Raw genomic sequence first — 13378 nt, 5'->3', positions numbered from 1 at the left:
TATTTATTTGAGACTGTAACCGAAGGCGGCCTCGAAGCGCGCGTCGACATCGGCGCGCGTCAGTGCGTAAGTCTGGGGGCCCTGATGGGCGATCTTGATCGAGCCCATCAGGCTCGCGAGGCGGCCGGTGGTTGCCCAGTCCAGACCGTTCTCGATGCCGTACAGCAGGCCGCCACGGAAGGCGTCGCCGCAACCGGTCGGATCGACGATCCGCTCTGCCTGCACGACCGGAATCTGTTCTTCGCCGTTCTTGTGAAGAATGGTAGCGCCGTGTTCGCCCCGCGTGACGATCAATGCTTGAACCCGGCTGGCGATTTCCCTCTCGGACCACCCCGTCTTGTCACTGACGAGCTTGCCCTCGTAGTCGTTGACCGCGACGAAGGTCGCGAGTTCAATGATGCGGCGCAGCGTCGCACCGTCGAACAGCGGCAGGCCCTGACCCGGATCGAAGATGAACGGGATGTCGGCCTTGGCGAATTGTTCGGCGTGCTGGACCATCCCGTCGAAGCCGTCGGGCGCGACGATGCCGAGCTTCACGCCGGGCACGTCGTCCGCACGGTTCAGATGCGATTCCATCATCGCGCCGGGGTGGAATGCGGTGATCTGATTGTTCTCGAGATCGGTCGTGATCATGGCCTGCGCGGTGTGCGCGTCGGGCACGACCCGCACGTTGGCTTTGGACAGGCCGAGGCTGTCGAGACGCTCGAGATAGCGGTCCGCGTCGTTGGCGCCGACCGTCGCCATGATGCGTGCGTCGCCGCCGAGCAGGTGCAGCGCGTACGCGATGTTCCCCGCGCAACCGCCGAATTCGCGACGCATCGTCGGCACGAGGAAGCTCACGTTCAGCAGGTGAACCTGGTCGGGCAGGATGTGCTCGCGGAACCGACCTTCGAAGGTCATGATGTTGTCGTAGGCGAGCGAGCCGCAAATCAGCGTAGTCAAGGCGTGGGTTCCTGTAGAGGACAAAGGGAAAGCGGCCGGGCGGCTGCGGATTACTTCAGTGCGGCGAGTGCTGCGTCGTAGTTCGGCTCGTCCTTGATTTCGTCGACGAGTTGCGCGTGGATCACCTTGTCCTGCGCGTCGAGCACGACGACCGCGCGGGCCGTCAGGCCGTTCAGCGGGCCGCTCGTGACGTCGACGCCGTACGCGTTCGCGAACGCGCGGCCGCCGCGGAAGGTGGACGCCGTCACGACGTTCGCGAGGCCTTCGGTCGTGCAGAAGCGCGTGGCCGCGAACGGCAGGTCGCCGGACACGACGATCACGACCGTGTTGTCGAGCGACGACGCGGCTTCGTTGAACTTGCGCGTCGACGTCGCGCAGGTCGGCGTGTCGAGGCTCGGCACGATGTTCAGCACCTTGCGCTTGCCGGCGAAGCTGGCGAGCGTCAGATCGGCGAGGTCCTTGCCGACCAGCTTGAAGTCGGGGGCTTGCGAGCCGACGGCCGGGAACGTGCCGGCGATATCGATCGGGTTGCCACCCAGCGTAACTTTGCTCATGTTCGTGCTCCGAAATAGCGCGCCGGTGCGGCGCGCGGGTTGAGACGGCGCGCATGCGCGCGCGCGATGCGTCACGGATAGAAAATCTGGACGCGGAAATTCGATGCGCTTGCGCCGTTCGTGTCGAGCCGCACGACCATCGTCTGCGTCGTGCCGGGCGGCAGCCCTGCGTCGATCGGCGTGCCCGGGCGGACGTAGTCGCGCGGCGCGAGCACGCGGCGCACGGTGACGTGATTGGTGTCGTCGAGCAGCGTCAGCTCGAGCGACGGGTATGCGAGCGCGACGCGATAGCGGTTCGTCAGCGGCGCCTTCAGCTCGAGCACGCGCGGCCCGTCGAGCTGGCGCAGGTCGGTCGCGTTGAGCCGCAGCCCGTCGATCGCGCGCGGCGGCGTGACCTTGCAGCCGAGCGGCGCGCACGCCTGACGGTACCAGCTCTGCGTGACCGGCCAGTAGATCATCACGGATTCGCGCTGCCACCACGCCAGCTGCGCGAACAGCAGCACGCCGAGCGTGGCCGCGACGACGCCGCCGAAAAAACCGGCGAGCATGCCGCGTCGTTGCGGCGCGCGGGTCTCGCGCGTCACCTCGAAGTGGGGGCGGTCGTCTTCGGTGAGTGCGGCGGGGAACGGGACGGCCGGTTGGGCGGGTGGCTTTGCCGCCGATTGGGCGTCGTCGGGCGCGTTTGCAGGTTCGCCCGCGGCCGCGACGCCACGCTCGGCAGCGTGGCTGGCGTCGGGCGCTGCGTCGGGCGGCGCCGGCGTAAAGGCGAACCGCGGTTCGCGGGGAACGTCGTCGGGTTCCGGAAAGTGCGTGTGCGTGTGCGCGTCCGCGTTTGCGTTTGCGGGCGCGGTCGGGTCGACGGGATCGGCGCCCGCTTGCTCGATCAATTGCGCAGGTGCGATGAAGCGCGGTTCGCGTGGGTCGGTTTCTGCGGCTGGCAGGGTAGACGCGTCGGTGTCGTGCGGTGCCGCAGCCGGTTCGGCCGGCCATGCGGCCGCTTCGACGACGCGGCGTTCGGCAGCATCCGTCGAAATCGGCGCGGGCGTGCCGGTCTGGCGAACGGTGCCGGCGTCCGTGGTTTCTTGCCGCGTCACCGGCACGAGCGGTTCGGCGCGAATGGTGTGCGCGTTGTGCAGCAGCGACGGATCGACGCCGGCGTCGAGCCACGGCGCCCACATGTCCCAGCCCGCAGGCCTGAAGTTGCCATCCGTCGCCGCGTGCGCCGGCAGGTCGGCGGTGAAGAGCCGCGCCGGTGAGGTCGGGGAGGGCGTGTCGCTGACGGCGTCGGCCGGTGTTGCTTCGTCCAGCGCTGGTGCGGTGGGCGTTGGTTCGGGCGGTGCTGAGTCGACCGGTGCCGACGCGGCTGGCGTTGATGCGGACTGCGGTGCTTCGAGCGGGGCCGTATCGACCGGCGTTGCTCCAACCGGAGCTGATTCGACGGGCACCGCTTCAATCGGTGCCGCTTCAACCTGCGCTGATTCGACTGGCGCTGCTTCAATCGGCGCCGCTTCGACCGGTGCTGCTTCGGCCGGCGCTGCTTCAATCGGAGCTGATTCGACCGGTGTTGCTTCAACCTGCGCTGATTCGGCCGGCGCTGCCTCAACCGGCGTTGCTTCGATCGGTGTTGCTTCACCCGGAGCCGCTTCAACCGGACTCGTTCCAACCGAAGCCGTTCCACCCGCCGCTTCCCTCACCGTCGGCTCGGGAACGAGCGAGCGCGTCGCGTCGAACACCTGCCGGCAGTGTCCGCAGCGCACCAGCCCGTCATGCAGCGTCAGCTGGTCCTGCTGCAGCCGGAAGACGGTTTCGCAATGAGGGCAGCGCGTCGCAAGAAGCATGTCGAGCCGGGCGGCCTGCTGGCCAGAGTGAAGGACAGCGCTATTCTAATGGCTTTCCCGCCGCGTTCCGGCGAGGCAAACCCAACCTTCGTGCTCGCGCCATACCGAGATGTCGACGTAGCGCGCGTACACCGCCGCGACTTCGTCCGCCTGGCGCGCGAGCACGCCCGACAGCGCGATGCGGCCGCCCGGCTTCACCTTCGACGCCAGCATCGACGCCATCAGCTTCAACGGATTCGACAGAATGTTCGCGACGACGATGTCGAATTCCCCGTCCGGGCACGCGTCGGGTAGCCCGTACGTGACGTCCGCATGGTTGCGTTCGCTGTTCTGCCGCGCCGATTCGACCGCCTGCGGATCGATGTCGATGCCGATCACCGGGTCCGCGCCGCACTTGCGTGCGAGGATCGCGAGGATGCCCGAGCCGCAACCGTAGTCGAGCACCGACTGGCCGGGCTTCACCGTCTGCTCGAGCCATTCCATGCACAGGCGCGTAGTCGGGTGGCTGCCGGTGCCGAACGCGAGGCCCGGATCGAGCTCGAGGATCAGCGCATCGGGATCGGGCGCATCGTGCCACGACGGCACGACCCAGATCCGTTCGCCGATCGGGATCGGCTCGAACTGCGACTGCGTGAGCCGCACCCAGTCCTGCTCCTCGACTTCACGCACGTCGAACTTCGGCGTATCGGCAATGCCGATCTCGTTCGCGGCCGCCGCGAGCAGCACGGCCGGTTCGAGATCGGGCGACAGCAGCGCGACCACGCGCGAGTGCTGCCACGCGGTGCGCTCCGGAACCAGGCCGGGCTCGCCGAAGAGCGGCTGCTCGTCGGGCGTGTCGGCGTCGGCGTCCTCGACGGACACCGACAGCGCGCCGAGGTCGAGCAGTGCGTCGGACAGCGCCTCCGCATGCTCGCGGGCCAGTTCGACGACGAGTTCGCGATAGCTCATGCTTACGCTTCTTCCGGTGCGACCTGCTGCTTCTGCGCGAGCCGGTGTTCGAGGTAGTGGATGCTGGTGCCGCCTTCGACGAACTTCGAATCGATCATCAACTCGCGGTGCAGCGGGATGTTGGTCTGGATGCCTTCGACGACCATTTCCGACAGCGCGATCCGCATCCGGCGGATCGCCTGGTCGCGCGTCGCGCCGTAGGTGATCAGCTTGCCGATCATCGAGTCGTAGTTCGGCGGCACGAAATAGCCGTTGTACGCATGCGAGTCGACGCGCACGCCCGGCCCGCCCGGCGTATGCCACGACGTGATGCGGCCCGGCGACGGCGTGAACTTGAACGGATCTTCAGCGTTGATCCGGCATTCGATCGCATGTCCGCGGAACTGCACGTCGCGCTGGCGCAGCGCCATCTTCTCGCCGGCCGCGATGCGGATCTGTTCCTGCACGATGTCGACGCCGGTGATCAGCTCCGATACCGGATGCTCGACCTGCACGCGCGTGTTCATCTCGATGAAGTAGAACTCGTTGTTTTCGTACAGGAATTCGAACGTGCCGGCGCCGAGATAGCCCATCTTCTTGCAAGCGTCCGCGCAGCGGTCGCCGATGCGGTCGATCAGGCGGCGCGGAATGCCCGGCGCCGGCGCTTCCTCGATCACCTTCTGGTGACGGCGCTGCATCGAGCAATCGCGCTCGCCGAGCCAGATCGCGTTCTTGTGCGCATCCGACAGCACCTGGATCTCGATGTGGCGCGGGTTCTCGAGGAACTTCTCCATGTACACCTGCGGGTTGCCGAACGCACGGCCGGCCTCCTCGCGGGTCATGTTGACCGCGTTCACGAGCGCGGCCTCGGTGTGCACGACGCGCATGCCGCGTCCGCCGCCGCCGCCGGCCGCCTTGATGATGACCGGATAGCCGATTGCGCGCGCAATCTTCACGATCTCCTTCGGATCGTCCGGCAACGCGCCTTCCGAGCCCGGCACGCACGGCACGCCGGTCTTGATCATCGTCTGCTTTGCCGTGACCTTGTCGCCCATCAGGCGGATCGTGTCCGGGCGCGGGCCGATGAACGTGAAGCCCGACTGCTCGACGCGTTCGGCGAAATCGGCGTTTTCCGACAGGAAGCCGTAGCCGGGGTGGATCGCTTCGGCGTCGGTGACTTCCGCGGCGCTGATCAGCGCCGGCATGTTCAGGTAGCTGAGGTTCGACGGGGCCGGGCCGATACAGACGGCTTCGTCCGCGAGGCGCACGTACTTGGCTTCCTTGTCGGCTTCCGAGTAGACGACCACCGTCTTGACGCCGAGTTCGCGGCACGCGCGCTGAATGCGCAGCGCGATTTCACCGCGGTTGGCAATGAGGATTTTTTCAAACATAGCGAGTATTCGTCTCTTCGAGGGGCGCGCGAGCGGCGCCTGGAGAGCATCGGCGGCGCGCGGCCGGACGGCCGCGCGGCGGGCTTAGCCGATCACGAAAAGCGGCTGGCCGTATTCGACGGCCTGGCCGTTCTCGACGAGGATTTCCTTGATCACGCCGGCCTTGTCCGACTCGATCTCGTTCAGCAGCTTCATCGCTTCGATGATGCACAGCGTCTGGCCTTCCTTGACCGTGTCGCCGACCTGCGCGAACGGATCCGCGCCCGGCGACGGCGCGCGATAGAACGTACCGACCATCGGCGACGTCACGACGTGGCCTTGCGGCACGGCGGGCGCCGCGGCGCCTGCGGCCGGTGCGGCTGCCGCACCTTCGGCCGGCAGCGCGACCGACGGGGCCGGGGCGCTGACCTGCGGGGCAAATCCGCCCGTCGGCTGGACATAGACCGGCGGCGCGTTCTTGACGATACGCACCTTGCCTTCGCCTTCCGTCACTTCCAGCTCGGAGATGCCGGATTCGGAGACGAGGTCGATCAGAGTTTTCAGCTTACGAAGATCCATCGGGAGTTCCCCTTTCAATACGTGAAAGCGCCGGTCAGACCGGCGCTGAATCTAGATCGCGAAATCAGCCGCGCGACGCGCCTTGCAGCTTGTCGAGCGCGTATTCGAGCGCGTACAGATAACCTTTCCAGCCGAGCCCGCAGATCACGCCTTCGGCCTGGTCGGAAAAGTAGGAGTGGTGCCTGAACGCTTCGCGGCGGTGCACGTTCGACAAATGAATTTCGACGAACGGGATGCCAACGCCGGCGATCGCGTCCCGGATCGCGACGCTCGTATGCGTGTACGCGGCCGGATTGATCAGGATGAAATCGGTCTGTTCCTCCCGCGCGGCCTGGATGCGGTCGACGAGCGCGCCTTCGTGGTTGCTCTGGAACGACGACAGTTCGGCGCCGGCAGCCTGCGCCCGCGCGGCAAGCGCCTGATCGATCTGCGCGAGCGTGACGCGGCCGTACACCTCCGGTTCCCGGGTGCCGAGAAGGTTCAGGTTGGGGCCGTGCAGCACCAGCAATCGTGTCATGGTCGCTTCTATTTCTGCGGAATTGCGCGAACTTTAGCGCTATTTAGAGAAATTTGTCTAGTTTTGCCGAACGGCCAACGGCGCCGGGCCTGCAAGAATTACCGGGAGCTAAGCGAAGTATTCGCGAATTCCGGTGAAACTGCGGCGATCGACCTGCAAAACACCGCGAACGTGCGGGCGCCCATTCGCGCATGTCACAACGCGTCGAGGGTCTTTTTGAGCTCGGCGGGCTGGATTTGCCCCAATTTTGTTTCGCGGATCTTGCCCGTTTGGTCGATGACCACCGTGAACGGCAGCGCACCGGCCGTATTGCCGAAATTACGCGCCAGATCGGCACCCGCATATCCGCTGACGAATACCGGATAGTCGACCTTCACCTTCTGCAGGAAGTTCTTCACGTTCTGGTCGGAGTCGACGCCGATTCCGATGAAGCGGATGCCCTTCTCCTTATATTGATGCGACAGCGCGACGAGTTCCGGCATCTCCTGGACGCACGGGCCGCACCACGATGCCCAGAAATTCACCACGACCTTCTGGCCCTTGAACGACGCGAGCGTCGCCGGCTTGCCGTCCACATCGGTGAGCGCCGCGGCCCACAGCTGCTCGACCGGGCTGCCGGACGGAGCCGGCGCGGCCGATGAGCCCGATGTGGCGGCCGCCACACCGTCGTCGGCGCTGCCGCCGCGGAACCAATGGCCGGCGGCGAGCCCGCCGCCGATCGCCGCGGCCGCGACGAGCGCCACCGCCAACATGCGTTTCATCATCATCGTGGAATCATTCCGGTTCGGAAGGCGCGTCGCCGGCTTCGAGCAGCGCGCGCAACGCGGCGGCGTCGGCCCGCGCGACGCGCCCGCGTGCGTCGGCCTTGACCGCGCCGCGCAGGTCGTCGCTCGCATAGAGCGCGACGTGCACGCCGATGGCGTCCATGTCGCGCCGCGGGCGCCACAGGAAGCTGAGCGTCTCGACGTCGGCGCGACCGGCGAAATGCCGGGTCTCGGACACGTCGTACTGAACGTTCTGGTTCAGCAGGTAGATGGCGACGTCCTTCGGGTTGTCGGTGAATATCTGCAAATGGATGTCCGAATGCGCGTTCGCGGTGCCGTTCAGCACCGCGCCCGTCACGTACGGATTGAATTCGGCGAGCCGGCGCATCCAGTCGAGCGCCGCTTCGCGCAGCCGGCGGAGCTCGTCGGGCTGCGTATCGCTCTGGAACAACGCGATGTATTCGCGCAGTTCTTCTTCGATCAGGTCGTTATCGGGCAGCCATTCGCCCGCAACGCGCGTATCGCCGAACAGCTGGCGGGCGGCCTTGCGCTTCGCGCTGGCGTAATCGAGGCCGTCCTCCGCGATCAGGCGGGCGGCGGACTGGGCGATTTCCTCGCGGGCACGCCGCGGATCGACAAGAGGTTTGCGAGACATGATCCGGCAATCATACTCGATCGCCGCCGCGGCAGACCGCGGTGCGGCTGCGTGCCGCCCGCCGCGCCGGACGGCCTCGCGCGCCGTCGTTCGGCCCGGGCCGTCAGTTACAATGACGATCTTTGTGGCGCGGCGAAAGCGCTGGCCCGGACGGCGCGTCCGGCATGCCGCACACGTCCCTTTCCGAATCGACGGCGCCCGGCGGCGCGAAAGCATTCATCTATGCACATCCACATTCTTGGCATCTGCGGCACCTTCATGGGCGGTCTCGCCGTGCTCGCGCGCGAGGCGGGCCACACGGTGACGGGTTGCGACGCGGGCGTCTATCCGCCGATGAGCACGCAGCTCGAGGCGCAGGGCATCACGCTGATCGAAGGCTACGGCGCCGAGCAGATCGACCTGAAACCCGACCTGTTCGTGATCGGCAACGTCGTCACGCGCGGCAACCCGCTGATGGAGGCGATCCTCGATCGCGGCCTGCCTTACGTGTCCGGCCCGCAATGGCTCGGCGAACACGTGCTGGCCGGCAAATGGGTGCTCGCGGTCGCGGGCACGCACGGCAAGACGACCACCTCGTCGATGCTCGCGTGGCTGCTGGAAGACGCCGGCCTGAATCCGGGCTTCCTGATCGGCGGCGTGCCGCTGAACTTCGGCGTGTCGGCGCGGCTGACCGATTCGAGCTTCTTCGTGATCGAAGCCGACGAATACGATACGGCGTTCTTCGACAAGCGCTCGAAGTTCGTCCACTACCGGCCGCGCACGGCCGTGCTGAACAATCTCGAATACGATCACGCCGACATCTTCCCGGATCTCGCCGCGATCGAAACGCAATTCCACCACCTAGTGCGCACGGTGCCGCGGGTCGGCCGGATCGTCACGAACGGCCGTTCCGACGCGCTGGAGCGCGTGCTGGCGCGCGGCTGCTGGAGCGAAGTCGAGCGTTTCGGCGTCGACGGCGGCTGGCAGGCGCTGCCGGCCGAGGACGGCGTGCCGGTGGACGAGCGCTTCGCGGTGTATTCACAGGCCCAGCGCGTCGGCGAAGTCGCGTGGCAGGTGCAGGGCGACCACAACCGGATGAACGCGCTGGCCGCGATCGCGGCCGCGCGCCATGTCGGCGTGCCGCCGGCGCAGGCGGCCGCCTCGCTCGCATCGTTCCGTAACGTGAAGCGGCGCATGGAAGTGCGCGGCAGCGTCGACGGCGTGACCGTCTACGACGACTTCGCGCACCATCCGACCGCGATCGAAACCACGATCGCCGGCCTTCGTGCGCGCATCGGCCGAGAACATTCCCGCATCCTCGCGGTGCTGGAGCCGCGTTCGAACACGATGAAGCTCGGCGTGATGAAGGCGCAGCTGCCGGCCAGCCTCGCCGATGCCGACCTCGTGTTCGGCTACGGCGCGCCGAGCGGGCGCGACGCGCTCGGCTGGAACCTCGGCGACGCACTGGCGCCGCTCGGTGCGAAGGCGCACGCGTTCGACGACCTGCATCTGTTGGTGAAGGCCGTCGCCGCCGCCGCCCGCCCGGGCGACCACGTGCTGGTGATGAGCAACGGCGGCTTCGGCGGCGTGCACCAGCAGCTGCTCGACGCGCTCGGGAGCCGCGCGTGATCCTGTACCTGCACGGCTTCCGCTCGTCGCCGGAGTCGCAGAAGTCGCGGCTGCTGGCCGCGCGCATGGCGGCGCTGGGCCGCACGGCGGAGTGGCGCTGTCCGTCGCTGGCGGTGTCGCCGCTCGAGGCGATCGCCGTCGCCGAGGCCGCGGTGGCCGGCGCGCAGGACGTGACGGTGATCGGCAGCTCGCTCGGCGGCTACTACGCGACCTGGCTCGCCGAACGGCACGGCTGGAAGGCGGTGCTGCTGAACCCGGCGATCGTCCCGCAACGCGATCTCGAACAGTATCTCGGCGAGCAGCCGTTGTGGCACGGCGGCGGGTCGATCGTCGTCGAGCGCCGCCATCTGCAGGAGCTCGACGCGCTGCGCGTGCCGGCGATTTCGCGGCCCGAACGCTACTATCTGTTCGCGGCGACCGGCGACGACGTGCTCGACTACCGCGAAATGCTCGCCCATTACCCGGGCGCAAAAACCCGCGTGATCGAAGGCAGCGATCACGGGATCAGCGAATTTGCCGACTACGTCGACGACGTTCTCGCCTTTTGCGATCAAAAAACGTCTTGAATCCGGCGTCATGCCGATCGAATTTCCATCATCATCCGGCGCCGCCGATGCGGCGCCCGGCAGTCTGAACGAGAGTACTGAGTGAACGTTTTCTTCGAGGAATCGGGCAGTTTCAAGGCGGGCAGCGTGCTGTCGCGCCAGGGCGACGCGTTTCAGGTCGAGTTGCCCGGCGGGCGGCGCGCGAAGGTGCGCGCAAAGGACGTGCTGATCGAGTTCGAGAAGCCGGCCGCGAGCGAGCTGATGCAGGAAGCCGACACGGCTGCGCAGCAGATCGACCTCGACTTCCTGTGGGAATGCGCGCCGGCGGAGGAATTCGCCTATACGACGCTGGCCGCCGAATACTTCGGCGCGGGCTACGGCCCGGTCGAGCGCGCGGCGCTGGTGCTGCGGCTGCACGGCTCGCCCGTGTACTTCCGCCGCAAGGGCCGCGGCCAATATCAGCGCGCGCCGGAAGAGCAGCTGAAGATGGCGCTCGCGTCGCTCGAGCGCAAGCGCCAGCAGGCGCTGGTGCAGGCGCAGTACGAAGAGGAGCTGAAGGAAGGCAAGCTGCCGCAAGCGTTCGCCGGCAAGGTGCTCGCGCTGCTGACGCGACCGGACAAGAATTCGATCGAATACAAGGCGCTCGAGGCGGCGGCCGGGGCGCGCGGCGTGTCGCCCGCGCGGCTGATGCTCGACTGCGGCGGCATCGAGTCCGCCCGCGCGCTGCACGAGGCGCGCTTTCTCGCCGAGTTCTTCCCGCACGGCACGGGCTTTCCGCCCGTCGCGGTCGGCCCGCTGCCGGACGACCTGCCGCGCGCGGACGTCAACGCGTTCTCGATCGACGACATCACGACGACCGAAATCGACGACGCGTTCTCGGTCGAGCATCTGGCAGACGGCCGCGTGCGGATCGGCGTACACATCGCGGCGCCGGCGCTGGGCATCGTGCGCGGCGACGCGGTCGACGCGATCGCGCGCGCGCGTCTGTCGACGGTCTACATGCCGGGCGACAAGATCACGATGCTGCCGGACGACGTGGTCGACGTCTTCACGCTGAAGGAGGGCGACTACCGCCCGGCGCTGTCGTTGTACATCATCGTCGATCGCGATACGCAGGAGATCGTCGCGAACGAGACGCGCGCCGAGCTCGTGTACGTGAAGAACAACCTGCGCCACAACACGCTCGACGAGCTGGTCAACGAGGAGACGCTCGCGGCCGGCACCGGCGATTACCCGCACAAGGACGACATCGCGGTGCTGTGGCCGCTCGCGCAGGCGCTGTTCGAGAAGCGCCAGGTCGCGCGCGCGGGCTACGGCCTGAAGCGCGAGGTGCAGCGCAATACCGACTACAACTTCTACGTCGAAGGCGAGCACGTGACGATCACGCCGCGCCGCCGCGGCTCGCCGCTCGACCTCATCGTGTCGGAGCTGGCGATCCTCGCGAACTCGACCTGGGGCGCGTTCCTGCACGATCACACGGTGCCGGGCATCTACCGCTCGCAGCGCGGCTTCGGCGCGCCGGGCCCGAAGCGCACGCGGATGCAGACGACGGCCGCGCCGCACGAAGGGCTCGGCGTCGCGCAGTATGCGTGGAGCACGTCGCCGCTGCGCCGCTACGTCGACCTCGTGAACCAGTGGCAGCTGCTCGCCTGCGTGCAGCACGGCGTCACCGCGAAGCTCGCCGCGCCGTTCAAGCCGAAGGACGCCGACCTGTACGCGGTCGTGCAGGGCTTCGACGACACCTATAGCGCCTACGCCGACTACCAGCGCCGGATGGAATACTTCTGGTGCCTGCGTTGGCTCGCGCAGGAGCAGAAGAAGCAGGTAGTCGCGAGCGTCGTGAAGGGCGATCTCGTGCGCCTCGAGGAAATTCCGCTGCTGCTGCACGTGCCGGGGCTGGGCGTGCATGCGCGCGGCACGCGCGTGCTGCTCGAGGTGATGTCGCTCGACGAGCTGACGATCGAGGCGTCGGTGCGGCCGCTGAGCGTGCTCGACGCGCCGACCGTGACGAGCGGCGATGGGGCCGACGAAGAAGACGACGCCGAAGGCGAAGGCGGCGACGACACGCTGGTCGACGCGCAGGATGCGTCGGCGGAATCGGAAGCCGAGGCGCTGGCCGAATCGGACGGCGCCGCGGCCGAAGGCGGCGACGCCGCAACCGGCGGCGAGCACGAAAGCGAGCCGGAAAGCGCACCGGGGCGCGCATCATGAGCGCGACGGCGTCGACGAGCGGGGCAGACCGCTACGTGGTGTTCGGCAACCCGGTGGCGCACAGCAAGTCGCCATTCATCCACGCGCAGTTCGCCGCGCAGACGGGCCAGGCGCTCGTCTACGAACACCGGCTCGCGCCGGTCGACGGCTTCGAGACGGCGGTGCGCGCGTTCGTCGCCGAAGGCGGCCGCGGCGCGAACGTGACGGTGCCGTTCAAGCTCGACGCGCATGCGCTCGCCGACACGCTGTCGCCGCGCGCGGCAGCCGCGGGCGCCGTGAACACGCTGCGCATCGATGCCGACGGCCGGATTTTCGGCGACAACACCGACGGCGTCGGCCTCGTGCGCGACATCGAGTCGAATCTCGGCGTGTCGCTCGCCGGCGCGCGGATCCTGCTGCTGGGCGCCGGCGGCGCCGCGCGCGGCGTCGTGCTGCCGCTGCTCGAGCGCGCGCCGCTGTCGATCACGATCGTCAATCGCACCGCGAGCAAGGCCGAGGCGCTGGTCGGGCAGTTCGCGCAGGCCGCGCACGACGCGGGCTGCGTGCTGTCGGGCGGCGGCCCGGACGTCGTGCGCGCCGAACCGTACGACGTGATCGTCAACGCGACGGCCGGCAGCCTCGACGCGGCGCTGCCGGCGTGCGACCCGGCCGCGTTCGGGCCGCACACGCTCGCGTACGACATGATGTACGGCGCGCAGCCGACGGTGTTCATGCAGCACGCGGCGTCGCTCGGCGCGCGCACGGCCGACGGGCTCGGGATGCTGGTCGAGCAGGCCGCCGAATCGTTCTACATCTGGCGCGGCGTGCGGCCGGACGGCGCGCCGGTGCTGGCCGCGCTGCGCCAGGCGCTCGCGGCGGGCTGAACGGG

At 67.9% G+C, this 13378-nt stretch carries 13 protein-coding genes; 4 read left to right on the top strand and 9 right to left on the bottom strand.

Translation table 11 applies throughout. The features are described from left to right. Positions 1-3: 3 nt before the first annotated feature. The 9 genes from MBR110_RS14480 to MBR110_RS14440 form a co-directional block, all read right to left on the bottom strand. Positions 4-942, bottom strand: a complete 939-nt coding sequence (locus MBR110_RS14480) for a carbohydrate kinase family protein (RefSeq protein ID WP_181709106.1) — start codon at positions 940-942, stop codon at positions 4-6. Positions 943-992: 50 nt separating this feature from the next. Further along, positions 993-1496, bottom strand: coding sequence for a thiol peroxidase (tpx, locus tag MBR110_RS14475; RefSeq protein ID WP_011883215.1), 504 nt, complete (start codon positions 1494-1496; stop codon positions 993-995). Positions 1497-1567: 71 nt separating this feature from the next. Beyond that, positions 1568-3334, bottom strand: a complete 1767-nt coding sequence (locus MBR110_RS14470; RefSeq protein ID WP_181709105.1) for a DUF3426 domain-containing protein — start codon at positions 3332-3334, stop codon at positions 1568-1570. Positions 3335-3379: 45 nt separating this feature from the next. Next, on the bottom strand, positions 3380-4282 hold the full coding sequence (gene prmA, locus MBR110_RS14465; protein WP_011883217.1) for a 50S ribosomal protein L11 methyltransferase: 903 nt from the start codon (positions 4280-4282) through the stop codon (positions 3380-3382). A 2-nt stretch (positions 4283-4284) separates the two neighbouring features. Beyond that, positions 4285-5652: an acetyl-CoA carboxylase biotin carboxylase subunit gene (gene accC, locus MBR110_RS14460; RefSeq protein WP_011883218.1), complete on the bottom strand. Its 1368-nt coding sequence runs from the start codon at positions 5650-5652 to the stop codon at positions 4285-4287. An 84-nt stretch (positions 5653-5736) separates the two neighbouring features. After that, positions 5737-6210, bottom strand: a complete 474-nt coding sequence (accB, locus tag MBR110_RS14455; protein ID WP_011883219.1) for an acetyl-CoA carboxylase biotin carboxyl carrier protein — start codon at positions 6208-6210, stop codon at positions 5737-5739. 64 nt (positions 6211-6274) lie between these two features. After that, the gene (gene aroQ, locus MBR110_RS14450; protein ID WP_034194178.1) at positions 6275-6727 is read right to left on the bottom strand and encodes a type II 3-dehydroquinate dehydratase; all 453 of its coding nucleotides are present in this window, start codon (positions 6725-6727) and stop codon (positions 6275-6277) included. Positions 6728-6921: 194 nt separating this feature from the next. Further along, on the bottom strand, positions 6922-7494 hold the full coding sequence (locus MBR110_RS14445) for a TlpA family protein disulfide reductase (RefSeq protein ID WP_034194177.1): 573 nt from the start codon (positions 7492-7494) through the stop codon (positions 6922-6924). A gap of 7 nt (positions 7495-7501) precedes the next feature. Then, on the bottom strand, positions 7502-8146 hold the full coding sequence (locus MBR110_RS14440; protein WP_014722418.1) for a UDP-N-acetylmuramate--alanine ligase: 645 nt from the start codon (positions 8144-8146) through the stop codon (positions 7502-7504). Positions 8147-8368: 222 nt separating this feature from the next. On the opposite strand from MBR110_RS14440, the gene mpl reads away from it, so the two are divergent. From mpl to aroE, 4 genes are all read left to right on the top strand, one after another. Continuing rightward, positions 8369-9754: a UDP-N-acetylmuramate:L-alanyl-gamma-D-glutamyl-meso-diaminopimelate ligase gene (gene mpl, locus MBR110_RS14435; RefSeq protein ID WP_045578542.1), complete on the top strand. Its 1386-nt coding sequence runs from the start codon at positions 8369-8371 to the stop codon at positions 9752-9754. Then, entirely contained in the window at positions 9751-10320 is a 570-nt protein-coding gene (locus tag MBR110_RS14430; RefSeq protein ID WP_059463871.1) for a YqiA/YcfP family alpha/beta fold hydrolase, read from the top strand. The genes mpl and MBR110_RS14430 overlap by 4 nt, the downstream gene beginning before the upstream one ends. Positions 10321-10401: 81 nt before the next feature. After that, positions 10402-12510, top strand: a complete 2109-nt coding sequence (locus MBR110_RS14425; protein WP_059735994.1) for an RNB domain-containing ribonuclease — start codon at positions 10402-10404, stop codon at positions 12508-12510. Then, entirely contained in the window at positions 12507-13373 is an 867-nt protein-coding gene (gene aroE, locus MBR110_RS14420) for a shikimate dehydrogenase (RefSeq protein WP_059735996.1), read from the top strand. Before MBR110_RS14425 ends, aroE begins: the two co-directional genes overlap by 4 nt. Positions 13374-13378: the final 5 nt, after the last annotated feature.

This window comes from Burkholderia sp. MBR-1, from assembly GCF_013822785.1.
Classification (GTDB): Bacteria; Pseudomonadota; Gammaproteobacteria; order Burkholderiales; family Burkholderiaceae; genus Burkholderia; species Burkholderia vietnamiensis.
This window is presented reverse-complemented; position numbering and strand designations above follow the sequence as displayed.